Origin of the sequence: Moraxella lacunata, assembly GCF_002027545.1 — a bacterium.
GTDB classification, from domain to species: Bacteria; Pseudomonadota; Gammaproteobacteria; order Pseudomonadales; family Moraxellaceae; genus Moraxella; species Moraxella lacunata.
This window is the reverse complement of the sequence record NZ_MXAN01000012.1, coordinates 1-24091: the sequence shown is the minus strand read 5'-3', so window position 1 is coordinate 24091 and position 24091 is coordinate 1. Positions and strand designations below refer to the sequence as shown.

At 43.3% G+C, this 24091-nt stretch carries 20 protein-coding genes, 2 pseudogenes and 1 CRISPR repeat array; of the genes and pseudogenes, 20 read left to right on the top strand and 2 right to left on the bottom strand.

The features are described 5' to 3' along the window. Window positions 1-2 precede the first annotated feature (2 nt). Window positions 3-1514 carry a surface lipoprotein assembly modifier gene (locus B5J94_RS02450; protein WP_062499881.1) on the top strand — a complete coding sequence of 504 codons (1512 nt, stop codon included), beginning with the start codon at window positions 3-5 and terminating at the stop codon, window positions 1512-1514. A gap of 274 nt (window positions 1515-1788) precedes the next feature. Beyond that, complete coding sequence (locus B5J94_RS02445; protein ID WP_062499879.1) at window positions 1789-3960, top strand: transferrin-binding protein-like solute binding protein; 2172 nt, start codon at window positions 1789-1791, stop codon at window positions 3958-3960. A gap of 593 nt (window positions 3961-4553) precedes the next feature. On the opposite strand, the pseudogene B5J94_RS14910 reads toward B5J94_RS02445, so the two are convergent. After that, window positions 4554-4796: pseudogene (locus B5J94_RS14910) on the bottom strand (IS5/IS1182 family transposase); the annotation flags it as partial. 18 nt (window positions 4797-4814) lie between these two features. Further along, window positions 4815-5030 (bottom strand): IS5 family transposase, encoded by a 216-nt coding sequence (locus B5J94_RS14905; RefSeq protein ID WP_062501747.1) that lies wholly within the window; start codon window positions 5028-5030, stop codon window positions 4815-4817. A gap of 315 nt (window positions 5031-5345) precedes the next feature. Here B5J94_RS14905 and dapA point away from each other — a divergent pair, with 315 nt between their 5' ends. The 18 genes and pseudogenes from dapA (at window position 5346) to dapE (ending at window position 24038) form a co-directional block, all read left to right on the top strand. Continuing rightward, window positions 5346-6248 (top strand): 4-hydroxy-tetrahydrodipicolinate synthase, encoded by a 903-nt coding sequence (gene dapA, locus B5J94_RS02425; protein ID WP_062501463.1) that lies wholly within the window; start codon window positions 5346-5348, stop codon window positions 6246-6248. Between the two features lie 23 nt (window positions 6249-6271). Continuing rightward, complete coding sequence (locus tag B5J94_RS02420; RefSeq protein ID WP_228144502.1) at window positions 6272-6568, top strand: hypothetical protein; 297 nt, start codon at window positions 6272-6274, stop codon at window positions 6566-6568. Window positions 6569-6650: 82 nt separating this feature from the next. Beyond that, on the top strand, window positions 6651-7364 hold the full coding sequence (gene purC / locus B5J94_RS02415; protein WP_062501461.1) for a phosphoribosylaminoimidazolesuccinocarboxamide synthase: 714 nt from the start codon (window positions 6651-6653) through the stop codon (window positions 7362-7364). 254 nt (window positions 7365-7618) lie between these two features. Next, window positions 7619-8571, top strand: a pseudogene (gene cas1f, locus B5J94_RS02410) (type I-F CRISPR-associated endonuclease Cas1f). A 9-nt stretch (window positions 8572-8580) separates the two neighbouring features. Beyond that, complete coding sequence (locus B5J94_RS02405) at window positions 8581-11622, top strand: CRISPR-associated endonuclease Cas3'' (protein ID WP_062499418.1); 3042 nt, start codon at window positions 8581-8583, stop codon at window positions 11620-11622. A 187-nt stretch (window positions 11623-11809) separates the two neighbouring features. Beyond that, window positions 11810-12760: a type I-Fv CRISPR-associated protein Cas7fv gene (cas7fv, locus tag B5J94_RS02400; protein WP_228144500.1), complete on the top strand. Its 951-nt coding sequence runs from the start codon at window positions 11810-11812 to the stop codon at window positions 12758-12760. A gap of 9 nt (window positions 12761-12769) precedes the next feature. Further along, a complete protein-coding gene (cas5fv, locus tag B5J94_RS02395; RefSeq protein ID WP_062499416.1) occupies window positions 12770-13813 on the top strand; it encodes a type I-Fv CRISPR-associated protein Cas5fv in 1044 nt (347 codons plus the stop codon). A gap of 15 nt (window positions 13814-13828) precedes the next feature. Further along, complete coding sequence (gene cas6f / locus B5J94_RS02390; protein ID WP_079363911.1) at window positions 13829-14443, top strand: type I-F CRISPR-associated endoribonuclease Cas6/Csy4; 615 nt, start codon at window positions 13829-13831, stop codon at window positions 14441-14443. 177 nt (window positions 14444-14620) lie between these two features. After that, window positions 14621-15729: a CRISPR direct-repeat array (repeat unit 28 nt; unit sequence GTTCCTTATCGCATAGATAACTTAGAAA). Window positions 15730-15854: 125 nt separating this feature from the next. Then, window positions 15855-18293, top strand: a complete 2439-nt coding sequence (gene gyrB, locus B5J94_RS02385; protein WP_062499412.1) for a DNA topoisomerase (ATP-hydrolyzing) subunit B — start codon at window positions 15855-15857, stop codon at window positions 18291-18293. Window positions 18294-18396: 103 nt separating this feature from the next. Further along, complete coding sequence (locus B5J94_RS02380; protein WP_062499410.1) at window positions 18397-18762, top strand: hypothetical protein; 366 nt, start codon at window positions 18397-18399, stop codon at window positions 18760-18762. After that, window positions 18737-19318, top strand: coding sequence for a transcriptional repressor TCF25 family protein (locus tag B5J94_RS02375; RefSeq protein ID WP_143821883.1), 582 nt, complete (start codon window positions 18737-18739; stop codon window positions 19316-19318). The genes B5J94_RS02380 and B5J94_RS02375 overlap by 26 nt, the downstream gene beginning before the upstream one ends. Window position 19319: 1 nt before the next feature. Next, the gene (locus B5J94_RS02370; protein WP_079363909.1) at window positions 19320-19520 is read left to right on the top strand and encodes a hypothetical protein; all 201 of its coding nucleotides are present in this window, start codon (window positions 19320-19322) and stop codon (window positions 19518-19520) included. A gap of 229 nt (window positions 19521-19749) precedes the next feature. Continuing rightward, window positions 19750-20487: an IS1096 element passenger TnpR family protein gene (locus B5J94_RS02365; protein WP_062501075.1), complete on the top strand. Its 738-nt coding sequence runs from the start codon at window positions 19750-19752 to the stop codon at window positions 20485-20487. Window positions 20488-20519: 32 nt separating this feature from the next. Then, entirely contained in the window at window positions 20520-21125 is a 606-nt protein-coding gene (locus tag B5J94_RS02360) for a 2OG-Fe(II) oxygenase (protein WP_062501077.1), read from the top strand. 10 nt (window positions 21126-21135) lie between these two features. Continuing rightward, on the top strand, window positions 21136-22026 hold the full coding sequence (locus tag B5J94_RS02355) for an ADP-ribosylglycohydrolase family protein (RefSeq protein ID WP_062501079.1): 891 nt from the start codon (window positions 21136-21138) through the stop codon (window positions 22024-22026). 65 nt (window positions 22027-22091) lie between these two features. Continuing rightward, window positions 22092-22385, top strand: coding sequence for a type II toxin-antitoxin system TacA family antitoxin (locus B5J94_RS02350; protein WP_062501080.1), 294 nt, complete (start codon window positions 22092-22094; stop codon window positions 22383-22385). Continuing rightward, window positions 22382-22846, top strand: coding sequence for a GNAT family N-acetyltransferase (locus B5J94_RS02345; protein ID WP_062501082.1), 465 nt, complete (start codon window positions 22382-22384; stop codon window positions 22844-22846). Before B5J94_RS02350 ends, B5J94_RS02345 begins: the two co-directional genes overlap by 4 nt. Before the next feature lie 13 nt (window positions 22847-22859). Then, a complete protein-coding gene (gene dapE / locus B5J94_RS02340) occupies window positions 22860-24038 on the top strand; it encodes a succinyl-diaminopimelate desuccinylase (RefSeq protein ID WP_062501084.1) in 1179 nt (392 codons plus the stop codon). Window positions 24039-24091 lie beyond the last annotated feature (53 nt).

Sequence of the window (24091 nt, the reverse complement as noted above, 5' to 3'; positions counted from 1 at the left end):
TCATGACAATCACGCCTGTTTATACCACATTCACCCCCAGCAAAACACCCATAAAAATTTTTATGGCTGGCTTGACTTTTCTAATCGCTCATATCAGCCATGCCGATGATGGTCGCACCGACAATCAAGAGCCAATCAATCAAGAAATCACCGCCCTTGAACCCATCATTAACCATGCTCAGCCTGAACTATTGCCCCATGCTACATTAACACCAACAACAGAACCAACACTGGCACAAACGCCAAATCCTACCGAGGATACGCTCATCGCCGATGAAGCGTTACTGCTTGATAATCCCGATTTGCTTAATCACGCCCTAAATTCTGCTGTCATGACCAATCATATGGCAGGCGTTCACGCATTATTGCCCATTTATCAAAAACTGCCCAAAGACCATCAAAATGGCATTTTACTTGGATATGCCAATGCACTGGTTGCCTTGGACAAAGGCAACGCCAAAGCAGCCATTGATGAGCTGCGTCGCATCATCGCCATCATGCCTGAATATAATGTGGTACGTTTTCATCTGGCAAGGGCATTATTTATGGACAAACAAAACGAAGCTGCCCTTGACCAATTTAATAAATTACATGCTGACAACTTACCAGATGATGTGCGGCAGGTTGTTGGGCAGTACAGACAAGCGTTAAAACAACGAGATTCATGGACATGGCAAGCAGGCATGAATCTGGCCAAAGAAGACAACATCAATCAGGTGCCCAAAAACACCACGCAAGGTCAATGGACTTTTGACAAACCCATTGATGCCATCACCCTAAGCTATCAATTAGGGGCGGATAAAAAGTGGTCTTTGCCCAAAGGGGCATATGTGGGAGCGAACGCCCAAATCCATGGCAAACATCATCAAAATCACAAAAAATACAACGACCATTGGGGCAGACTGGGGGCAAATTTGGGCTTTGCTGATGCCAAAAAAGACCTTGGCATTGAGGTCTATGGTGAAAAAAGATTTTATGGGCATGAGCGTTATACCGACACCATAGGCATACGCATGTCAGCTGATTATAGAATCAACCCAAAATTTCAAAGCCTAAACGCCATAGACATATCACGCCTAACCAACCATCGGACGCCTAGGGCTGACAGTAACAACACTTTATACAGCACATCATTGATTTATTACCCAAATGCCACACGCTATTATCTTTTGGGGGCAGACTTTTATGATGAAAAAGTGCCACAAGACCCATCTGACAGCTATGAGCGCCGTGGCATACGCACAGCGTGGGGGCAAGAATGGGCGGGCGGTCTTTCAAGCCGTGCCCAAATCAGCATCAACAAACGCCATTACCAAGGGGCAAACTTAACCAGCGGTGGACAAATTCGCCATGATAAACAGATGCAAGCGTCTTTATCATTTTGGCACAGAGACATTCACAAATGGGGCATCACGCCACGACTGACCATCAGCACAAACATCAATAAAAGCAATGACATTAAGGCAAATTACCATAAAAATCAAATGTTTGTTGAGTTTAGTCGCATTTTTTGATGGGATAAGCACGCCCTGCTTTTGTTTTTGTAAAAAAAAATGTACCATCATAGACAATATCAAGAAAAAATCAAGAAAAAATCAAAAATATAATAGATAATTGTTATTGTTTATGTTATTATTTATCAATGTAAATTTACCGTATTTTGTCCATCACAAACGCATTTATCATAAATGCCCAAACAAATACGCCAAATGCACATTGTCAGCATGCCAAAATAGGCATTAACAGACTTGTTTAGATAATACCATCAACCCATCAGAGGATTATTTTATGAAACACATTCCTTTAACCACACTGTGTGTGGCAATCTCTGCCGTCTTATTAACCGCTTGTGGTGGTAGCAGTGGTGGTTCAAATCCACCTGCCCCTACGCCCATTCCAAATGCAGGCAATGCAGGTAATGCTGGCGGTACAGGAAATACAGGCGGTACTGGCAGTACTGATAATGCAGGCAATACAGGCGGTACTGGCGGTGCAAACTCTGGTACAGGCAGTGCAGGTAATTCAGGTAATGCAAACTCTGGTACAGGCAGTGCCAACACACCAGAACCAAAATATCAAGATGTGCCAACAACGCCCAATAACAAAGAACAAGTTTCATCCATTCAAGAACCTGCCATGGGTTTTGGCATGGCTTTGAGTAAAATTAATCTATACGACCAACAAGACACGCCATTAGATGAAAAAGATATCATTACCTTAGACGGTAAAAAACAAGTTGCAAAAGGTGAAAAATCGCCATTGCCATTTTCGTTAGATGTAGAAAATAAATTGCTTGATGGCTATATGGCAAAAATGAATGAAGCGGATAAAAATGCCATTGGAAAAAGAATTAAAGAACAAAATAAACAAATCTCCGATGCAGAGCTTGCCAAACAAATCAAAGAAAATGTGCGTAAAAGCCCTGATTTTCAGCAAGTAATAACATCACTGGAAAACAAAATTTTTCATTCAAATGACAAAACAACCAAAGCAACCACACGAGATTTAAAATATGTTGATTATGGTTACTACTTGGTGAATGATGCCAATTATCTAACCGTCAGAAAAACAGATGAACCAAGACTTTGGAATTCAGGTCCTGTGGGTGGTGTGTTTTATAATGGCACAACGACCGCCAAAGAGTTGCCCACACAAGATACAGTCAAATATAAAGGACATTGGGACTTTATGACCGATGTTGCCAAAAATAAAAGAAACCGATTTAGCGAAGTGAAAGAAACCTATCAAGCAGGCTGGTGGTATGGGGCATCTTCAAAAGATGAATACAACCGCTTATTAACCCAAGAAGGCTCTGCCCCTGATGGTCATAGCGGTGAATATGGTCATAGCAGTGAATTTACGGTAGATTTTAGTAAAAAGAGCCTAACAGGTGGGCTGTTTAGTAACCTACAAGACAGCCATAAACAAGCAGTAACCAAAACCAAACGCTATGACATCAATGCCAGTATCCACGGCAACCGCTTCCGTGGCAGTGCCATCGCACATGATAAAAAAGAAGAAAGCAAAACCAAACACCCCTTTACCAGCGATGCTACAAACAAGCTAGAAGGTGGTTTTTATGGACCAAAAGGTGAGGAGTTGGCAGGTAAATTCTTAACCGATGACAACAAACTCTTTGGTGTCTTTGGTGCTAAACAAGAGGGTAAAGTAGAAAAAACCGAAGCCATCTTAGATGCTTATGCACTTGGGACATTTAATACAAATAACGCAACCACATTCACCCCATTTACCAAAAAACAACTGGATAACTTTGGTAATGCCAAAAAGTTGGTCTTGGGTTCTACCGTCATTGATTTGGTATCTACCGATGCCACCAAAAATGAATTCACCAAAGACAAGCCAGATTCTGCCACAAACAAAGCGGGCGAGACTTTGATGGTGAATGATAAAGTTAGTGTCAAAACCTATGGCAAAAACTTTGAATACCTAAAATTTGGTGAGCTCAGTGTCGGCACAAGCAACAGTGTCTTTTTGCAAGGTGAACGCACCGCTACCACAGGCGAGAAAGCCGTACCAACCACAGGCAAAGCCAAATATCTGGGGAACTGGGTAGGATACATCACAGGAGCGGACTCATCAAAAGGCTTTAATGATGCCAAAGATGTTGCTGATTTTGACATTGACTTTGAGAAAAAATCAGTTAATGGCAAACTTATCACCAAAGACCGCAAAGATCCTGTATTTAGCATCACAGGTCAAATCGCAGGCAATGGCTGGACAGGTAAAGCTAGCACCGCCGAAGCGAACGCAGGGGGCTACAAGATAGATTCTAGCAGTACAGGCAAATCCATTGTCATCAAAGATGCCGAGGTTACAGGTGGCTTTTATGGTCCAAATGCAACCGAGATGGGCGGGTCATTTGTACACAAAAACAACGGTGATGATGGTAAAGTCTCTGTGGTCTTTGGCACAAAAAAACAACAAGAAGTCAAACCATGATTTAAGCACAATGCTTGGTTTGGCTGATGGGGTGGATACTTAATCAAATATGAATGATTAAGATGATAAGCTCAAGCCATGCCAATCATTGGCGGTATCTGTGGCAGATGATGAGGACTCATCATCTGCCATTATTATTGCTTGTCATTTGGTGGATTTCACTCGGTGGTTTGGATAGGTTTGGTTGTGATGCCCCATTTTTAGAGCAAGTGGTCGGATTATTTTCATATCAAATACTTACCTATAAAAACTTATGGTCTGTGCTACTTAAAAAGCATATACCCTCTGCTGTCTACAATGGACATTTTTATGGCGAATACAAAATTTCAACACGCTTTAGGGTATGCCTGCCTTTTGTATTTGCAATNNAAGATTTAGCCATTTTTCATCCAAAAACGATTAGTTTATTTCTAAAATATTTCTATATTGTAAATAGTGTTATAAAGGGCAGGCACGCCCTATTAATTTTTATGATATATTCATAAAATTAAGTTAAGTTTTATTTATACTCACCAAACCCCAAAATAACACCTCAAACCTTCTTCGATTGTCTCAAACTTTGACAAATGACTCCTAAGCCATCGCTAACCCATTCACAATCTTTTCAACAACAACGCAATAAAAGCTAAATTCACAAACTGCAAGCTTGTATTTAAGTATCGCTTGCAGTTTTTCCTTAAAATGACTTTAAACTTGTGTAATTCATCACGTTTAGCCACTTCGGTTGTGACTGTTTCACCTAAAATGCTTTTGATACAATGAGTAAACGTCTCGTCACGATAACCGCCATCAACCATGACATTTTTTACTCTGGTGAGTTTTTTACTGCTGCTTTGGTTTTTTAAATAACTGCACTAACCTGCCTGATTTGACCACCTAAAAAAATCACGATGAATGCTATAATAGTTGCCAAGCTCACAAGGCAAATCTTCCCACGAAATGCCTGCACGAATGCGATACAAGATGCCTTCTGCGGTGTTTCTTAAACTGTGCTTGTTATAGATGCCTAATTGTAGTAAAATGGTTTTTAACTTGTGCCATTGTTCATCTGTGAGTAAGGTGCGAGCCATAGCGATTTTGATACTTTGACTGGGTTAGAGCTTTCATTGTGCCAAAATCGTTATTTGTTTTGTAAATAATTGTCGGGATGCTCTAGGGCGTGCCTGCCTTTTGTATTTGCAATGAAAATCACGAAAAACAAGATTTAGCCATTTTTCATGCAAAAACGATTGATTTATTTCTAAAATATTTCTATATTGTAAATAATGTTATAAAGGGCAGGCACGCCCTAATAAATGAAATAATTTTAATTTAAATTATTTTAAAACGCTCAGTAAAATGTTAAACTAAGCCATTTGATACAAAATGACAAAATCAGGTGCTTTATGACAACTTATGATGAGATGAAGGCAAGACTACAAGGCTCGATGACAGCACTGGTAACGCCCATGACGGCAGACGGTGCGGTGGATTATGATGCGTTGGCTCGCCTGATTGAGTGGCAGATTGAGTCTGGCACGCACGCTTTGGTGGCGGTGGGAACAACAGGCGAGTCCGCCACGCTTTCTATGAAAGAACACGGCGATGTCATTGAATTTTTTGTCAAACAAGTGGCAGGTCGCATTCCTGTGATTGCAGGAACAGGGGCGAACAACACCGCCGAAGCCATTGAGCTGACCGCCCACGCCAAGGCAGTTGGGGCGGATTTTGTCCTGCTTGTCGTGCCATATTATAATAAGCCCACCCAAGAAGGGCTGTATCAACATTATAAGACCATTGCCGAAGCGGTGGATATCCCCCAGATTCTCTATAACGTCCCTGGTCGCACGGTCGTGGACATGAATGAGGACACCGTGGCACGCCTTGCCGATATTTCCAATATTGTCGCCATCAAAGACGCCACGGGTGATTTGGTGCGTGGCAAGGCACTTATCGAGCGTGTGGGCGAGCGTCTTGTGGTCTTGTCGGGCGATGACCCAACCGCCCTAGAACTCATGAAATTTGGAGCAAAGGGTAATATCTCAGTAACATCCAATGTCGCCCCCAAAGCGATGAGCGAGATTTTTAGCTTAGCTTTGGCGGGTAAGTTTGATGAAGCAAGTGTCATCAACCAAGGTATTGAGCATTTGCACAAAGAGCTGTTTTGTGAATCTAGTCCCCAACCTGCCAAATACGCCCTGCACAAGATGGGCATGATTGACACAGGCATTCGCTTGCCTTTGGTGTGGCTGTCAGCAGGCAATCAGTCCATCATCGACCAAGCATTGCAAAAAGCCAATTTGATTTAACAGCAAGAATAAGTGAGAATAACATGACCATGCTAAAAACAACACTAAAACCAACACTAAAACTAACCGCCCTTGTCATGATGAGCGTGGTGCTACTGACGGGGTGCCAAAGTGTCAAAGGCGTACTGGGCAAGCGTGATAACGGCAGTTTGGACTATGTTCACGCCACCAAGCTAGACCCCATCCGCCTACCTGCCAACCAAGCATCCGCTCCATTTATCCCTCTGTATGATGTGCCAGAAGTGGCAGGCGAGATCACCCCGTCGACCAATGAGTCAGGCAAGCAGTACCAATTACCCAGACCACCACAGGTAAGATGATTGTTTGGCACGAGCGTTGCTGTTCGTGCCTTTTTATTGTGTAAATTTATCGTGCAAACCGCCACCAAACACGGAGAAACCCATGCAAAAGCAAGCCCTACTTTATGCTGGCAAAGCCAAATCTGTCTATGAAACGGACAACCCTGATTATCTGATTTTGCATTTTCGCAACGATGCGTCCGCCTTTAATGGCGAAAAAATCGCCCAACTTGACCGCAAAGGCAGAGTCAATAACCGCTTTAACAGCTTTATCATGAGCAAATTGGCAGACGCTGGCATTGAGACCCATTTTGAGCGTGAGCTGTCTGATGATGAGGTGCTGGTCAAACGCCTAAAAATGATACCCGTAGAATGCGTGGTGCGTAACTATGCCGCTGGCGGTATTGCCAAGCGTTTGGGGCTTGCTGAGGGCTTGCCACTTATGCCACCGACCTTTGAGCTGTTTTATAAAGATGACAAATTGGGCGACCCCATGCTTGCCCCAAGTACCGCCATTGCCTTGGGTTATGCCACCGCAGACGAGTTGGAGCAGATGAGTGTGCTGACTCACAAGGTCAATGACGTGCTAAGTCAGATTTTTGATGAAGCGGGTCTTATGCTGGTGGATTTTAAATTAGAATTTGGACTGTTTCATGGGCGTGTGGTGTTAGGCGATGAGTTCTCGCCTGATGGCTGTCGCCTGTGGGACAAAGAAACCAAGAAAAAGCTCGACAAAGACCGTTTCCGTCAAGGTCTAGGCGATGTGGTTGAAGGCTATGAAGAAGTGGCAAGACGTATTGGCGTACCGCTTGACTAACTTGGCTAAGAAGTACACCTAACAAACTTAATATTTGCTACAGGCTTTGTAGGGACGTGCTGAGCACGTCCTTTTAATGTTGATATAACATGCTTATTTCTTACATGCAAACTGTGGTATAAGTCCATCATGCCCCTGCACGTCTGCCCAAAATACAACCATCCAAACCCACCCCAATCCGTCCCCAATCCACCCCAACGATTGACGGCACAGTACACATCTGTTAATATCCATGTTATTTGTAAGGATAACACATGGACACCCTACGCCCCACCGACCTAAAAACCATTTTACATTCCAAACGTGCCAATCTGTATTATTTAGAGCATTGCCGAGTCATGCAAAAAGACGGACGAGTGCTGTATCTGACCGAAAGTAAAAAAGAAAATCTCTACTACAATATTCCCATTGCTAACACCACCGTGATACTGCTTGGCACAGGCACGTCCATTACCCAGTCTGCGGTAAGGCTACTGGCAAGTGCAGGCGTGCTGATTGGCTTTTGTGGGGGCGGTGGCACGCCTTTATTTATGGGGAGTGAGATTGAGTGGCTGACGCCACAATCAGAATATCGCCCCACCGAGTACATTCAAGGCTGGCTGTCGTGGTGGTGGGACGATGATAAACGTCTGGCAATGGCAAAACGCTTGCAAATGGCTCGGCTTGATTTTATGAATGACGTGTGGGGCGTGATAAGGACTTGCGTGGGGCGGGCTTTGATAGTAAATCTGATGAAATCATAAGCTTACAAAATCATTACCGCACCCAAATTTTAGGGCAAAATAGCGTCTCAGACCTGCTCGCCCTAGAAGGACGTATGACCAAAGAGCTGTATAAATTTGCCGTCAAACACACAGGCTATAAGGGATTTAGCCGTGATTATGACGGTGTGGACAAAGCCAATCAATTTTTAAATCACGGCAATTATTTGGCATACGGCTTGGGAGCAACCACCGCTTGGGTGCTGGGCATTGCCCACGGATTTGCGGTCATGCACGGCAAGACACGGCGTGGGGCGTTGGTGTTTGATATTGCCGACATTGTCAAAGATACAATTATCCTGCCACTTGCCTTTATGTGTGCGTCTGATAACGTCCGTGAGCAGGAATTTCGTGAACTGTGCCTGTCTTATTTTACCAATTATCACGCCCTTGATGTGATGTTTGAGACGGTAAAGGGGCTTGCTCTAAACAAGGAATTTGAATAAGGATTTTGCATGATTGTAACCTTTATTTCTCAATGTGAGAAAAAAGCCATTAAGCGTACTCGCAAGATTTTGGACGCTTTTGCTAATCGCATTGGCGACAACGTTTGGCAAACCAACATTACTGAAATCGGTCTAAAAACGGTGTATGAGCTGTTAAAATCCACCGCCAGTAAATCCACTGCGGTCGCCTGCCACCGTATCGCCACTCGCCACCGCACCGAGCTTGTGTGGGTGGTGGGGAATAAATCTGCTTTTAATCATCAAGGTTATGTGCCTGTGAATCGTACTTCTATGGAGTTATTTATGGATATTGCTGTTAATCAAACATTTTTTGCCAACTCTCACGGTCAATTATTAAGTCATCATTTATTTGCAGTGGGATTTATTGCTTATCATTTGATTAAAAAATTGGAAATTGATGATGATAGATTGGCTCAATCGGCATTTATCGCAGGAATATTACACGATATGGGCAAATTAGACCCACAATTTCAAACGTGGCTTGCCAAAAAACTTAATAAAACCGATGAAGAGATTTATTTATCTGATGACGGCGTGCATATCAATGGCAGTGATAAAGGATTTGCCAAATTTAATTTTGAAAATCATCCACGTCATCACGAACTATCTTGGATTTTGGCATTATCGCTACTGCGTGAAAATAATACATTAAATTCCAGCCAAAAAGAACAAATTGCTCACGGTATTTATTGGCATCACACTCGCCCTTATCGCACCAAAAACGAGAAATTTTTTGAATCATCACAAGGCATTGATAAATTATGGCAAGAAACCTTACAAACAAGCGATAATATGCCAACCAAAGTCAGTAATGTATTAAAAGACATTCAACAAATCGCCAAGCATTTTAATGACGGTACAGAATTACTCATTCCGTTTTGGCAATATCAGTGTGAATGTGTCAATAGCTCAACACCGAATTATAAAAATTACAGCGACATTTCAAACAATATTAAAGATTTTGTTAATGAAATCCGCCCCAATGCGTTAAATAATTTGGTAAGAATGGCGGTAATTTGTGCAGATAGGTGGGTATCGGCATTATCGGCTGATGATTTACAAGAATATATCAATGAAGGCAGTTTAATTCGCCTTTTAGATGATAAAGACATTGGTGAGCTGTCGGATAATAACGTTTTAAGACAAGGCATTGCACAATGCCTAAATAATTTTGAGCAAAAATACCCAAACAGCGAACGCAATATTGCCCAAAGTCAAATTGCCAAAGCGTTGGCGGAATTAAAAGACGATGCCGAATTTGCCAATGCAGATAATATCGCCGTTCTACAAGGGCCAGCAGGCTGTGGCAAAACCAAAATCGCCCTAGAATGGGCATTAAACACCCACGCCAAACAAATTATTTGGGTGTGTCCCCGAGTGCAGGTATGTTTGGGGCTGTTGCACGATTTGACGCAGGCGGATTATTTGCCTGATTGTCAAATTGAGATTTTTACAGGCGAATACAAAAAGATAATCGGTCAAGGCGTAGATTTTGATAATACTGATGATACCTTGCCACAGGATTATTTTTCTGGCGATATTGTCATTGCCACAATAGATCAAGTGGTTAATAACATCATTTCACATCAAAAAGTCGTGGGGCTATTTGATTTTATGAATGCTCATATTGTATTTGATGAGTTTCACGAAATCATCAATATCCCTGCATTAAATTTATTATTTGCCGAGTTGATTGAAGCTAAAAAATTACGCAAAGCAAATGCCAATGTATTGCTTGTCTCTGCCACACCGCACGATTATTTTGTCAAAAATGTATTGGGCATTGATGAAAATTATATCGTGCGTATGCCAAGTTTTAATACATCGCAATACGAATTGCAATTTATCAGTTTTGATGAAACCGAGCAAAAAAGTCCGCTTGTTTTGGATAAGGTGGATAAAACCAAAACCGCATTTGTGATTAGTAATACCGCCCAAGATGCCCAGCTTGGATTTTTATTGCATCAACAAGATGAAAATGCCATTTTGCTACATTCAAAATACACTCGTCAAGATAAAAAAGCATATTTTGACAAGGTATTTGATAGTTTTAAACAAAATGGCTCTGGGAAATATGATTTATTAAGAAGTGGTCCTATTGTGCAAGCATCATTAAATATCAGTTGCGAGCGAATGTTTAGTGATTTTACCAATGCTGAAAATTACCTACAACGTTTGGGACGGTTAAATCGGTTTGGCGAAAATGACCAAATTAGCATTTATACTGTTGTTTATCCCAAAAGTTTTGATAATAAAAAACAAAGTAGCAGTCAAGCAAAATTTTTGGCAAGTCTAAACAGTTGGCAAAGCAGTTTGGCGTGGTATGAATTTTTGACCAATTATTTGTCCATTCATCACATCAAACACATTGGACTAAATCAATTATATGAAATTTATCAAGCGTTTTATCAAGATAAAGACAGCGTACAAAAAATCCAAGATGACATAGAAAAATCACTCAAACAAAGCCGAGACATCATCAACAAAAAAGTCATTGATCCGATGAGTACTCCCACTCGGGCAAAACAAAAAGACAGCATGATGAAAATCGCCAGCACGTCCTTGCGTGGGGATAACCGTTTTGTACAAATGGCGGTATGTGAAGTGGATAATCAGCTCAATCCCACGTTTATTGATGAGTATGCCTATGATGAAAATACCAATCATTGTGAGATGATTGTCGGCTTGACCGAAAGTGTGGACAGGATTCAAGGTGGGCGTTTTGAGATGCGAGATGAGGACAAAAATTTGGTGGAATTTATGCGTAAAAAACACCACAACATTATGGCGGAAAAATACCCCAATGAAACATTTAAACAAGCCAAAGATGCGTGGGAGCTATTAAAACTGGCTCGCTCGCCTGAATTTCCGATTTATCTAAGCTATACCGAGCAGGATTTGGCGGTAGTTGGTGGCGACAAGGCAAGACACCCTTTTGCCATATATTATATCAAAACCGCCAAACAAGCGGTGGGTATGATGCCTGTGGATAGACTGCAAAACCCAACTCAGGTTGGCGATGACGAGTAAATTACCTATGCGGTAAGGAACGTAAATAGTACTAATTGCTAAGTCATCTGTACGATGATGACTTAGTATAACACAAAATTTTATTTTTATAATAGTACTAAGGTTGAAATTGGTTTTAATCAATACTACAATTGTACCGTTAGTGCAAGCTAGCATTATCTAACCCACTCCAAATAAGGAACCAGTAATGAGCATTCAAAAAGTAACAGGTGTTAAAAGCGTTGATTTTAAAATCACGGCATACGGCTATGGCGTGGTAAACTGGAATGGTCCAACCACACTAAGCAGTGAAGGGCGTACGGTGGATAACCACACCTTGCCAAAACTGCGTGGCTATACCAATTTGACAGGTAAAATCAAGGAAGAGACAGGCTACAAATACAAAAAAGAAGCCACTGACATTGATTTTAAAGAAACGCCACTCTACATCAGCCAAAACTGTATCCGTCATCATCTGTTTCGTGAACAAGCCTTTGATTTGCATTTTGCTCACGAAAAAGGCTTGGATAAAGTGCTTGCGTCATTGACAGGGTTGGTGCGTGGTTATGTTGTGCCTGCCAGTCAATGCAAACGCACCAGTCCGCTATTGCTTGAAGATTTTATTGATGAACTTGGCAATGGTAATTTTGAACAGTTTGGGCAAGCAGGCGAGCGAGACAGTTCGTCATTCTTTTCAAAAACAACCTTTGGCGATACCAAATATACCGCTTATGGTTCTATCAGCATTGAGCAGTTGCAGTTTATTTCATTGGATAACAAATTTGACCGTTGTGCGATGATTATCAAGGACAATCAAGGCGATGAGATTGCCCAAAAGGTGCAAGATTTTATCCAATCGCTAGACCCAAGCCGTACGCCAAAAGCCACGTTCCACGCCAATTATGTGCGTAAAGGGACGATTTATGAGCAAGGCGAAGTGGGTATTTTGCTAGATGACGTTGCCATTGATATTTTGGTGCAGACCACGCTGGATTTGATTGGCGAGCTGTTTATCCGTCAAGCCAAAGGCTATATGTATGTGGACGAGCTGAGTGTGGATTATAATGACAGCAACAAAATGATGCGTATCAAACGCACCCCTGAACAAGCCAACCCCCAAAAGATAAGCGATTATGCGGTTTATTTTGAAGCCAAATAAGGGGGCGTGATGAGAATTATCATTCACTACGAATCATCGTGGCGAAATTCGTTTTTGGACGGTAGCAACGATGAACCCTTGCCCAAAAAGGGGCGAAATTTTATCGCGTCAATGACCGAGCTTGGCAAGGCGGAGAATTTTCATGCCCGAGCGGTAAGTCATAATACCGTCATGGGCGTGCTGTGTCGTTTGATTGGCGACCAGCGAAAACTCTATCAGGCTCGCCAAAGCGATGATTATTATTTTGCCAATTTGGAAAATCAGATTAGTTTTGTGGATACACCAAGTGTTATCAATCACGAGATTGCCTATATTCGCAACATGAAAGGCAGTACCGACCAGAACTCTTTTACAGGTATGATACAGAATAGTCATCAAACTTTTAATTCAGATTACTCAAAAGAGTTTTGGGGGGTTTTGTGGTTATCACTCGATGAAATATATGATTTCTGTCATTACGATAGTTACTTGGTTAATAGTATTAATGATGACAATATTTTAAATCCAATAGACGTGCTAAATCGCTCATTATTTTTGAATGACCTAAAAAGTGTTAAGCAGGATGAAAAAATTAAATCTATTATTTCTTTTATTAAAAGTTACTTTTCTGACGAGCAATATATTGAGAAAAATGATTTAGTTAAACCAATCAGATTGTATTCAGCCTTGCTATACATTCAGCTTAATCGCTTGAAGGAAAAATATGAAATGAGTGGTGCAGTAAATAAGAGAGGAAAGGGTGAAAATACAAAAGAATTTATCTTTGGTTACTCCAAAAGAGGATTTAATGGTAAAAGAGATTTTATGAAAAATTTTATTACTGGTGAAGAAAAAATTATCTATGGCAACCCCTATATCCGCAAAGAGTCTGTCAAAGGCGAAGGCAAAATCAACCACACCTTAACCAAAGCGAGCGGACAGCTTGAAATTCATTTAGACATTGACACCGAACAAGCCAAAATCCTAAAACAAATGATTGATAATGCAGGCGTGTCATCATTTTATCTGGGTAAAAAGGGTCTTGCTTATGTTGATGACATTCGCCTACGCTAACGTAAGGATAATATGATGAAAGTGTATCAAGAAATCACCCTAATCCCAAACGATGACATACCGCCCTATGCGATATGGAGCAAGCTCTACAATCAGCTTCATATTGCCCTAGCAGACGTGGCAAATACGCATGGCATTCGCACCATTGGCGTGGCTTTTCCCAATTATCGCTATGTGGAGCGAGACGGCAAGACATTTGCTACGCTTGGTGGTCGCTTGCGGATATTTGCCCCAAGCCGTGATGAGCTTGAAAAGCTAAACCTTGTCAAATGGCTTGACCGTTTGACCGACTATGTGCATATCAAAGCGATAGCGGACGTGGGCGAGCGTGCGACAGGCTATGTGGTGGTAGAACGCCAACAGCGAGCGGATTTACAAAAACAAGCCGAGCGATTTGCCGAGTTTAAAAATCTGACGGTGGAGCAGGCGTTGGAGCATTGTTTGGCGTACAAAAAACAGCCAAAGGCGTATCCGTTTATTGAACTGTTTAGCCAAACCAATCAAGTGCCGTATCGGCTGTATGTCAAACAAACGGTCGTGGATAAGGCGGTGGACGGCGAGTTTACGGTCTATGGCATGCACAATCAAGGCGGAGCGATGACGGATAAGGCAACTGTTCCGCATTGGTGATTGAGTTTGATTGTGCTAAAATAAGGGGTATGATACAGGTTTATACTCTTTATTTTTTGACTATTTAAAAACTTGTTAACAATCAATCACTTATAAAAAGGCAAAAAAGCATTGGGTAAATGCCCAAAATATGGCTTTAAGTCTTGATATAAGTGGGTTTTATGTTGTATAATTCTAGTTCCTTATCGCATAGATAACTTAGAAAAATTATCACTGGGTTTGTTTTGGACGGGATTAGTTCCTTATCGCATAGATAACTTAGAAAAATACAGGAATGGCATCGCCTTGATTGTAACCGTTCCTTATCGCATAGATAACTTAGAAAAACAATGCTTTGCAATTATTCACGCACAATGAGTTCCTTATCGCATAGATAACTTAGAAATGTTCTTGTTCCTGCTCTTTATTGGCGACATCGTTCCTTATCGCATAGATAACTTAGAAAATTATCCGCCTTTACGCAAATGCCAATATCAGGTTCCTTATCGCATAGATAACTTAGAAAAACTGGGGCAAACCCTACAAGCGATAACCCCTGTTCCTTATCGCATAGATAACTTAGAAAATTCTTGGGCTTTACAGAGCGTATATCCACGTGTTCCTTATCGCATAGATAACTTAGAAACTTACCGAGTGATGACCGTTGAGCAGTATTTAGTTCCTTATCGCATAGATAACTTAGAAATATCGGTCGGTCGGTCGGAACGGTCTGGGGGAGTTCCTTATCGCATAGATAACTTAGAAAAAGGTTGATTTGTGCCATTCTGACACAGTGATGTTCCTTATCGCATAGATAACTTAGAAATAGTCCGCAGGCGTTGGCGTACTCATTAGCAAGTTCCTTATCGCATAGATAACTTAGAAAAGACGGTGGCAACAACCCCAAACACATGCAAGGTTCCTTATCGCATAGATAACTTAGAAAGTTTTTAACAACAACGTTTTTTGCCCAAATGTGTTCCTTATCGCATAGATAACTTAGAAAGTTAAATATGACTGCGTCGGTGTCATCGAGTGGTTCCTTATCGCATAGATAACTTAGAAAGAGAAACCGTCATAATATCAATAAAATATAAATGTTCCTTATCGCATAGATAACTTAGAAATACATAACGACCCACCAGTTTGATATTGGTGTGTTCCTTATCGCATAGATAACTTAGAAAACCAGCTCACGTACAATCATCTCGTAGTGGTCGTTCCTTATCGCATAGATAACTTAGAAAAAGCAGTTCCATGACGGTCATCGCCACCGCCAGTCCCTTATCGTACAGATAACTTAAAAATTGTATTGAGCTGTAATTGCAATACAACCCAATACAATCCCCACCACACAGATAGCTTACAAGGCAAAAAAATGCTATAATAACCCACATTTTTCAAAGAATTAGGCGTATGCCAAAGGATTTTTATGAGCGAGCAACTTCCTACCAACGACTACAATGCCAGTAGCGTGCGAGTTTTGCGTGGACTAGAAGCGGTGCGAGTCCGCCCTGGTATGTACATTGGCGACACCGATGACGGTTCGGGCTTGCACCACATGGTGTTTGAGGTGGTGGATAACGCCATTGACGAGGCACTCGCTGGGCATTGCGATGAAGTGCTGGTTACCATTCATGCCGATGAGTCGGTGTCGGTCATGGACAACGGACGGGGCATTCCTGTGGACATTCACCCCGAGGAGGGTGTGTCGGCAGCCGAGGTCATCATGACGGTGCTTCACGCAGGGGGTAAGTTTGATGACAACAACTACAAGGTCTCAGGCGGTCTGCATGGCGTGGGCGTGTCGGTGGTCAATGCCTTATCCAAGAAACTTACGCTCAACATCTGGCGAGACGGCTACGCCCACACCCAAGACTACACGGACGGCGTGCCTGATTTTCCCCTAAAACGCCTTGACAAAACCGACAAAAAAGGCACCGAAGTTCGCTTTTATCCAAGCGATGAGATTTTTACGGGGACGATTTTTGATTATGACATTCTTGCCAAACGCTTGCGTGAATTGTCCTTTTTGAACTCAGGCGTGCGTATCGTCTTAACCGATGAGCGAGACGGCACGCAACATATTTTTGAGCATAAAGGCGGTCTTGGCGAATTTGTCGGCTACATCAATGACGGTAAACAAACCCTAAATGACATTTTTCATTTTACCGCCCAAAGCACGGACGGCATTGGCGTGGAAGTCGCCTTACAGTGGTCGGACAGTTATAATGAAAAGGTTTTGTGCTTTACCAACAACATTCCCCAACGAGACGGTGGCACGCACTTATCGGGCTTTCGCTCGGCTCTGACTCGCTGTCTGAACGCCTATATGGACAGCGAAAACATCGGCAAAAAAGAAAAAGTGGCGGTAACGGGCGATGACGCTCGTGAGGGACTGGTGGCGATTGTGTCGGTCAAAGTGCCAGACCCCAAATTTAGCTCACAGACCAAAGACAAACTCGTATCCAGTGAAGTCAAATCTGCCGTTGAAACGGTCATGCACGAAAAACTGTCCGAGTTTTTATTAGAAAATCCAGCGTCCGCCAAAGCCATCGCAGGCAAAATCCTAGACGCAGCTCGTGCAAGAGAAGCGGCTCGTAAGGCTCGTGAGATGACACGCCGTAAGACCACGCTAGACATCGCAGGACTACCGGGTAAACTTGCGGACTGCCAAGAAAAAGACCCTGCCTTATCCGAGCTGTACCTTGTGGAAGGGGACAGTGCAGGCGGTTCTGCCAAGCAAGGGCGTAGCCGAAAAACGCAAGCGATTTTACCCTTAAAGGGGAAAATCCTAAATGTGGAGCGAGCCCGTTTTGACAAAATGCTGTCATCTGCCGAAGTTGGCACGCTTATCACGGCACTCGGCACGGGCATTGGCAAGGATGAGTACAATCCCGACAAACTTCGCTATCACAAAATCATCATCATGACGGACGCTGACGTGGACGGCTCGCACATTCGCACGCTACTGCTCACGTTCTTTTTCCGTCAAACGCCAGAGCTTATCGAGCGTGGGCATATCTACATCGCCCAACCGCCACTTTATAAGGTCAAAAAAGGCAAACAAGAGCTGTACCTAAAAGACAATGACGCTCTAAAATCCTATCTCTTGTCGTCCACGATTGACGACAACCAACTATTTTTGAGCAAAGATACCCCTGCTATTCGTGGCGAGGCATTGGAGAATCTATTAAATGATTATAGCCTTGCCCAAAATACCAAAAACCGCCTAAGCCAAAAATATCCAGCCAGTCTCATCGATGCCCTAACCTTTGTGCCAAAGCTAGAAAATGAGATGCTAAAAGATAAAGTGGCGTTGCAGACATGGGCGGATAAGTTGCTAAATGTGCTAAATGGCAAGGCAAGCGAGCTGTCGCCACAGATTAGCCTAGAACCTGTGGGCGGTGCGGACAATGCCGAGACTGCCGAGATATTTTTGCCAAAAATCACCATATTTGTGCATAAACTGCCCCAGCATTATACGCTTGACCCTTTATTTGTCAATTCGGGCGAATATGCCAAATTGTTAAAATTATCAAGCACTTGGAACACGCTACTGACCGATGAGAGCTTTATCAGACGAGGTGATAAAGATTTTGCGGTCAAGGATTTTGACCATTTGTGGGAGCAGTTTATGGCGGAGGCTCGCCGTGGGCTTGCCATTCAGCGTTATAAGGGCTTGGGCGAGATGAATGCCGACCAGCTGTGGGAGACGACCATGGATCCTGAAAACCGCAATATGCTCAAAATCACGATAGAAGACGCCATTGAAGCCGACCGTCTGTTTAACTGCTTAATGGGCGATGAGGTTGAGCCAAGACGGGTGTTTATTGAAGAAAATGCGTTGAATGCGGATATTGATACTTGATGACTGCTTGACATTGGCTTGTTTTGGTAGTTTTCATTGTCAAAAACCGTAAGAGCGAAATATTCGCCCTTTTGTAAAATCAGATTAAAAAACAGGAGTTGTTATGAGAGTTTGCTCTACTTATGTCTCCAATGACGGCGGTGATTGGCTATTTCATTACCATGACTCTGCCGACAATCACGAGCCCAATCCCCAAACCATGGCAAGGTTTCAAAACGAATTGCCCGAGGTGCTGGCGTTATTGGATAAAGAAAACATTGAGTCCGAAGAGCAAGCCTTTGAATTATTCATGGAAAAAATGCTGACCGACAAGGATTTTTTGGACGACATTAGCATGGACATGCCCCAAGCAGACATTGACATGGATAACGCCTTAGAAGAGTTATTCAACAGCCACACCCCCAAAACCGAAGACAAAGCCTACCAAAAGATAGACAAACTTTGTGATAAATACCCCCCAAAGAATTGACTTTTTGTATAACGCCTACGAATTTGCCCCAGATTGGTTTGTGGACAAAGGATTTATGCGACTGAACATGGCGGTACTTATTGGGCTTAACGCCTTAGCACAGGCAGGATTTGATTGGCAAAAAGATGAGTTGCACTGGGGATTTGTCGAAAACCGCCCCTTTATGCGTGCCTACGCTCGCTACGCCCAAGAAATCATGGAGCGATATCACGACATAAGGCAAGTGATGTTTATCCAACAGCGTTTGTTAAAAGCCTGTCCGACCGACAATTTAGGCATACGCCATGAATACGTCCAATCCTTATTGTTTTGCAAAAAATACAAAGAAGTCATCAAATTATACAAAACCTACCCCGATGATTTTGACCCCAGTATCGTTTATGGCGTGGCGTTTGCGTCGTGGCAATTAGGGCAAAAAAGTGCCGACAAATACCTAAAAAAAGCCATCCAAGAGTTTCCTTTGTGTGCCAAGGAATTATTAGACTTCTTTCCAAACCCTGATTTTTATGGATTTTTAAAAACTTCAACCCCAATACTTATAAGGGTTTATTTTTAGTTTGGAAAGAGATTTATTAAAAAAACGCCACACCATGCCGTCAGACGGCTATGCCCATGGCGGTATTATGGTTGGCAGTCCTGCACAAGCCTATGAGTTTTGGCAACAGCATGGGCAGTTTTGGCAAAAGGATGCGTTGGACTGGCTAAAACAGCACACAAATGAGAAGGACAAAAAGACAAAATCACCCAATAAAAAATAAATGATGTTATGGGGCGTGCCTGCCTTTGGGTAATGTGATTCGCCCCGACACGCCCAAATTTTAAAATCATCTTAAATCCATACACTCTACAAAATGAAAAATTGCTACGGTTTCCGTTCGTGGTGAGCCTGTCGAACCATGACGGAAACCGACCCTTCGACAAGCTCAGGGCGAACGGTTTCCGTAGTAAAATCCGATTTTGTTAGCTGTAACATCAAAGGAAATCCCCATGAACACCTACCGCCTAAAAATATCCTTAGTAGAACCGCATTATCCCATTAACGAGTTGCACCGCATTGTCGAAGTGTCGGGCAACATCCGCTTTGACGAATTGCACCAAGAGATATTTCGCCTGTTTGAACGCCATGACGAACATCTTTGGCAGTTTTTTATCGCTCGGAGCAAAATGGACAGTTTTAATAAACTGTTTAATGATTGTCATGAATACGTTCTACTAGATGACAGTTGGCAGTTGGCTGATGAGTTATTTACCAGCGAAAATAAAATCCACCCCACATCGACCACGCTAGATGAGCTAAGTTTAGCCGAAAAAGAATACATCTATTATTGGTTTGATTTTGGTGATGATTGGCTACATCGCATTCGCATTGAAAAAATCACCCAAAGCGATGACTTAGACGGCTATCACTTTACCGTCATCAAAGCCGTGGGCGAGATACCACCCCAATATGCCGATGAAATGGACGAGCTTGCCGATACACCCTTTGACCCAAATAACATCAGTCCTGAGCTGGATTTGGAGCTGTCTTTGTTGTCCGCCATGATGCTTATCGTGGGTGATCCGACCAATCCCACCCGCTTTGGCGATTTGGTGGAAGCGGGCATTGCCGATGAGATGCTAAAAAGAGAGCTTATCAAGCCTTGTGTGAGTCTCACGCACAGAGTGCAACTGACCGCCAAGGGCGAGAGCGAGCTTGTGCGGGCGATGGAGATGCTTGGGATTTGATTTTGGTATTAACATTTTCATAGAGACACACCATGACAACCACGCTATTTGCTACCGACTGGCACGCCCTAATAGACCCCAAACTTGATGATTTTATCGCCACAGGTACCATGGTGCTTGATGATGTGTTTGGTGCAGACGACTTGACCGCCTTACAAGCTGAGAGCGGATTTATAGACTACAAAGAAGCTCATCTTACCCATGGCGAGCGAGAAACCGCCATTCGTGGCGACAGCATTCGCTGGATTGATGAGACCTGCTCTGTGGGGTCGGCGTACCTTGGGGCGATTGACGAGCTTGGACGGTATTTTAACGCCACGCTATATACAGGCATTCGCTCATCAGAAGCCCATTATGCACGCTATCCGTCAGGCTTTGGCTACAAATGGCACTCGGACAACCCCAAAGGGCGAGATGAGCGGGTCATCTCTGCGGTGTTTTATTTAAATGATAACTGGACGGCGGACAATGGCGGTGCGATAATGGTGGTGGATAAAGTGGGCGAGACTACCCAGCTTTTACCACAACTTAATCGTCTTGTGGTGTTTGATAGCAATCTGTTACACCAAGTAGAAATTACCAATCGCACTCGGTTTTCTATTGCGACTTGGCTTCGGCGTGATGAAAGGCTTATCTAAAAGGAAAAATATGAATAAACTAAATAAAAGCCAAGGTTCCCTGCTTGGGCTTGCCATTGGCGATGCGGTCGGCACAACGGCAGAATTTAAACCCCGTGGCACATTTAGCCCCGTTACCGACATGGTGGGCGGTGGCGTGTTTGGTCTTAAAAAAGGGCAATGGACGGACGACACGTCTATGGCGTTGTGTTTGGCGGATAGCTTGATTGCGTGCAACGGCTTTGACCCAAAAGACCAAATGGCACGCTATCTTCGCTGGTATAAGCAAGGCGAGAATTCGGTAACGGGCGAATGCTTTGATATTGGCATGGCAACCGCCAACGCCCTAAGAAGTTTTCAATCCACAAGCAACGCCTATGCAGGTAGCACCCACGAATTATCGTCTGGCAATGGCTCGCTTATGCGACTTGCTCCCGTGCCTATTTTTTATCATGATGACTTGCAAAAATGCGTTTATTACTCGCATGAAAGTTCAAAAACCACGCACGGCTCGCCTGATTGTCTCTCGGCGTGTGCCTATTTTGGCGAAGTGCTGTATCATGCTCTAAATGGCGCAACGGACAAGGACAAACTGCTTACCCCAACCAGTAACTATGCCTTTTCTCCAAAGGTGCAAGCGGTCATCAATGGCAGTTTTAAAACCAAAATCCGTGATGAGATTTTTGGGACAGGCTATGTGGTGGATAGCTTGGAGGCGAGCCTTTGGGCGTTTTATCATACGGATAATTTTAAAGAGGCGATATTGCAAGTGGTCAATTTGGGCGATGATGCCGATACCACAGGGGCAATTACAGGGCAGATTGCAGGGGCGTATTATGGGCTTGACGGCATACCCAGCGACTGGGTACGAGATGTGTCGTGGCGTGAGCGGATTTTGGGTTTGGCGGAGAAGTTGATTTAAAAACATTGCCAATCATGCTATAATGTACATCCATAAAACATACAACAGACACACAAGGGGACACCATGCACGCCACCGAACGCATTAGCCTAAGAACCACGCCCCAAGCCAAAGCCGTGATTGAAAGAGCCAGTCAGCTTATGGGCGTGAGCATGAGCCATTTTATCCTAACGACCATGTACGAAAAATCGCTACATCTCATCCAAGACAGCCACGATGTGTTTGAGATGAGCCAAACATGGGAATTGTCCGAAAAGGACAGCGAACTTATCAAAGATTTATTAGATAATCCACCCAAAGCCAATGACGAATTAAAAGAATTATTGGCACTTAGCCGTGATGTGGTAGATTTGACATGAATGTTCAAAGGCTTGACAAACATCATGACAGGCAAAGTTTTGATTGCGGACAAGATGATATTAACACCTATCTAAAAACACTCGCCAATCAACACACCAAGAAAAACATCGCCAAAATTCATGTCTTGACCGATGCTGATACACCCAATCAAATCATCGGATTTTATAGCTTATCCAATACCGAACTTATCATGAAAATCAAGGGCTATCCCAACAAAATCCCTGCCATTTTGATTGGTAAATTGGGCGTGGATAAAGCCTTTCAAGGGCAAGGATTGTCAAAAGTGTTGTTATCGCACGCCCTAAATAAAGCCAAACAATTAAGCCTTGATACGGGCATTGCCTTTGTGATTATTGATGCCAAAAATGATGAGCTGGCTAGATATTATCAGCGTTTTGGCTTTTTGCCAACGGACATTCCTTATCGCTTAATTTTGCCCATTGATACGATTTTAAATTAAACAGGAAAACCCCATGACCCCCACCCTATCCCTATCCACCACCCTATTAAAAGAGCCATCCATTACCCCCAATGATTTTGAGTGCCAAGACATTTTGGCAGAATTTTTGGGTAAATTGGGCTTTCTTTGTGAATTTTTGTATTTTGGCGACCCAAATGACAACGGCAAAAACGCCCAAATCAAAAACCTATACGCCAAGAAAAAAGGCTCCGACCCCACCGCCATCCATCTATGCTTTGCAGGGCATACCGATGTCGTGCCTGTGGGCGATGAGAGCCTATGGACGTATCCGCCTTTTTCGGCGACTGTGGCTGACGGCTATCTGTGGGGGCGTGGGGCAAGCGACATGAAAACCGCCATTGCCTGTTTTTGTGTGGCGTGTGATGAGTTCATAAAGAACCACCCCAACCACAAAGGCGACATTTCGCTACTTATCACCGCAGATGAAGAAGGTGTGGCGATTAACGGTACGCACAAGGTGGTATTGGAGCTTGCCAAACGGGGCGAGCGTATGGATTTTTGTCTGGTGGGTGAGCCGTCCAGCACAAGCGTGCTTGGCGATGTCATCAAAAATGGCAGGCGTGGTTCACTAAATGCCAAACTTATCGTAACGGGTAAACAAGGGCACATCGCCTACCCACATTTGGCAGTCAATCCCATACATGAGCTTATCTCTGCTTTGGCGGAGCTGACAGCGACTAAATGGGATGAGGGCAACGACTATTTTCCTGCCACCAGTATGCAAATCTCCAACATAAATGGCGGTACAGGGGCGACCAACGTGATACCCAATAGCGTGGACGTGCTGTTTAATTTTCGCTTTTGCACCGAAAACACCGCCGAGAGCTTACAGGTAAAAACTCACGCCATTTTGGATAAGCATTTTGCCAATTCAAAGGCGACTTATGACATTGAATGGAGCTTATCAGGCGAGCCATTTTTGACCCCAAAAGGCGAGTTTGTGGATGCGGTGGTATCCGCCATCAAGGACGTTACAGGCACGGACGGTAAGCTATCCACATCGGGCGGAACATCGGACGGGCGGTTTATCGCTCCGATTATGAATGCCCAAGTGGTTGAGCTTGGCGTACTAAACGACACCATTCATCAGATAGATGAAAAAGTGGCGGTCGATGATTTGGAGAGATTAACGCTGATTTATGGCAAGATTTTGGAAAGGTTGATTGTGTGATGAATTTATAAATCGGCATAACAAAAAGGGCGAGTGATTGAACCGCACCCCAA

Excerpts from the sequence above, each read along its gene's own strand:
- B5J94_RS02405 (WP_062499418.1), top strand. The coding sequence starts at position 8,581 with ATGATTGTAACCTTTATTTCTCAATGTGAGAAAAAAGCCATTAAGCGT.
- cas7fv (WP_228144500.1), top strand. The coding sequence starts at position 11,810 with ATGAGCATTCAAAAAGTAACAGGTGTTAAAAGCGTTGATTTTAAAATC.
- B5J94_RS02365 (WP_062501075.1), top strand. The coding sequence starts at position 19,750 with ATGAACACCTACCGCCTAAAAATATCCTTAGTAGAACCGCATTATCCC.
- dapE (WP_062501084.1), top strand. The coding sequence starts at position 22,860 with ATGACCCCCACCCTATCCCTATCCACCACCCTATTAAAAGAGCCATCC.
- B5J94_RS02445 (WP_062499879.1), top strand. The coding sequence starts at position 1,789 with ATGAAACACATTCCTTTAACCACACTGTGTGTGGCAATCTCTGCCGTC.
- cas5fv (WP_062499416.1), top strand. The coding sequence starts at position 12,770 with ATGAGAATTATCATTCACTACGAATCATCGTGGCGAAATTCGTTTTTG.
- B5J94_RS02420 (WP_228144502.1), top strand. The coding sequence starts at position 6,272 with ATGACCATGCTAAAAACAACACTAAAACCAACACTAAAACTAACCGCC.
- B5J94_RS14905 (WP_062501747.1), bottom strand. The coding sequence starts at position 5,030 with ATGGCTCGCACCTTACTCACAGATGAACAATGGCACAAGTTAAAAACC.
- B5J94_RS02345 (WP_062501082.1), top strand. The coding sequence starts at position 22,382 with ATGAATGTTCAAAGGCTTGACAAACATCATGACAGGCAAAGTTTTGAT.
- cas6f (WP_079363911.1), top strand. The coding sequence starts at position 13,829 with ATGAAAGTGTATCAAGAAATCACCCTAATCCCAAACGATGACATACCG.
- dapA (WP_062501463.1), top strand. The coding sequence starts at position 5,346 with ATGACAACTTATGATGAGATGAAGGCAAGACTACAAGGCTCGATGACA.
- purC (WP_062501461.1), top strand. The coding sequence starts at position 6,651 with ATGCAAAAGCAAGCCCTACTTTATGCTGGCAAAGCCAAATCTGTCTAT.
- B5J94_RS02355 (WP_062501079.1), top strand. The coding sequence starts at position 21,136 with ATGAATAAACTAAATAAAAGCCAAGGTTCCCTGCTTGGGCTTGCCATT.
- gyrB (WP_062499412.1), top strand. The coding sequence starts at position 15,855 with ATGAGCGAGCAACTTCCTACCAACGACTACAATGCCAGTAGCGTGCGA.
- B5J94_RS02380 (WP_062499410.1), top strand. The coding sequence starts at position 18,397 with ATGAGAGTTTGCTCTACTTATGTCTCCAATGACGGCGGTGATTGGCTA.
- B5J94_RS02360 (WP_062501077.1), top strand. The coding sequence starts at position 20,520 with ATGACAACCACGCTATTTGCTACCGACTGGCACGCCCTAATAGACCCC.
- B5J94_RS02350 (WP_062501080.1), top strand. The coding sequence starts at position 22,092 with ATGCACGCCACCGAACGCATTAGCCTAAGAACCACGCCCCAAGCCAAA.
- B5J94_RS02450 (WP_062499881.1), top strand. The coding sequence starts at position 3 with ATGACAATCACGCCTGTTTATACCACATTCACCCCCAGCAAAACACCC.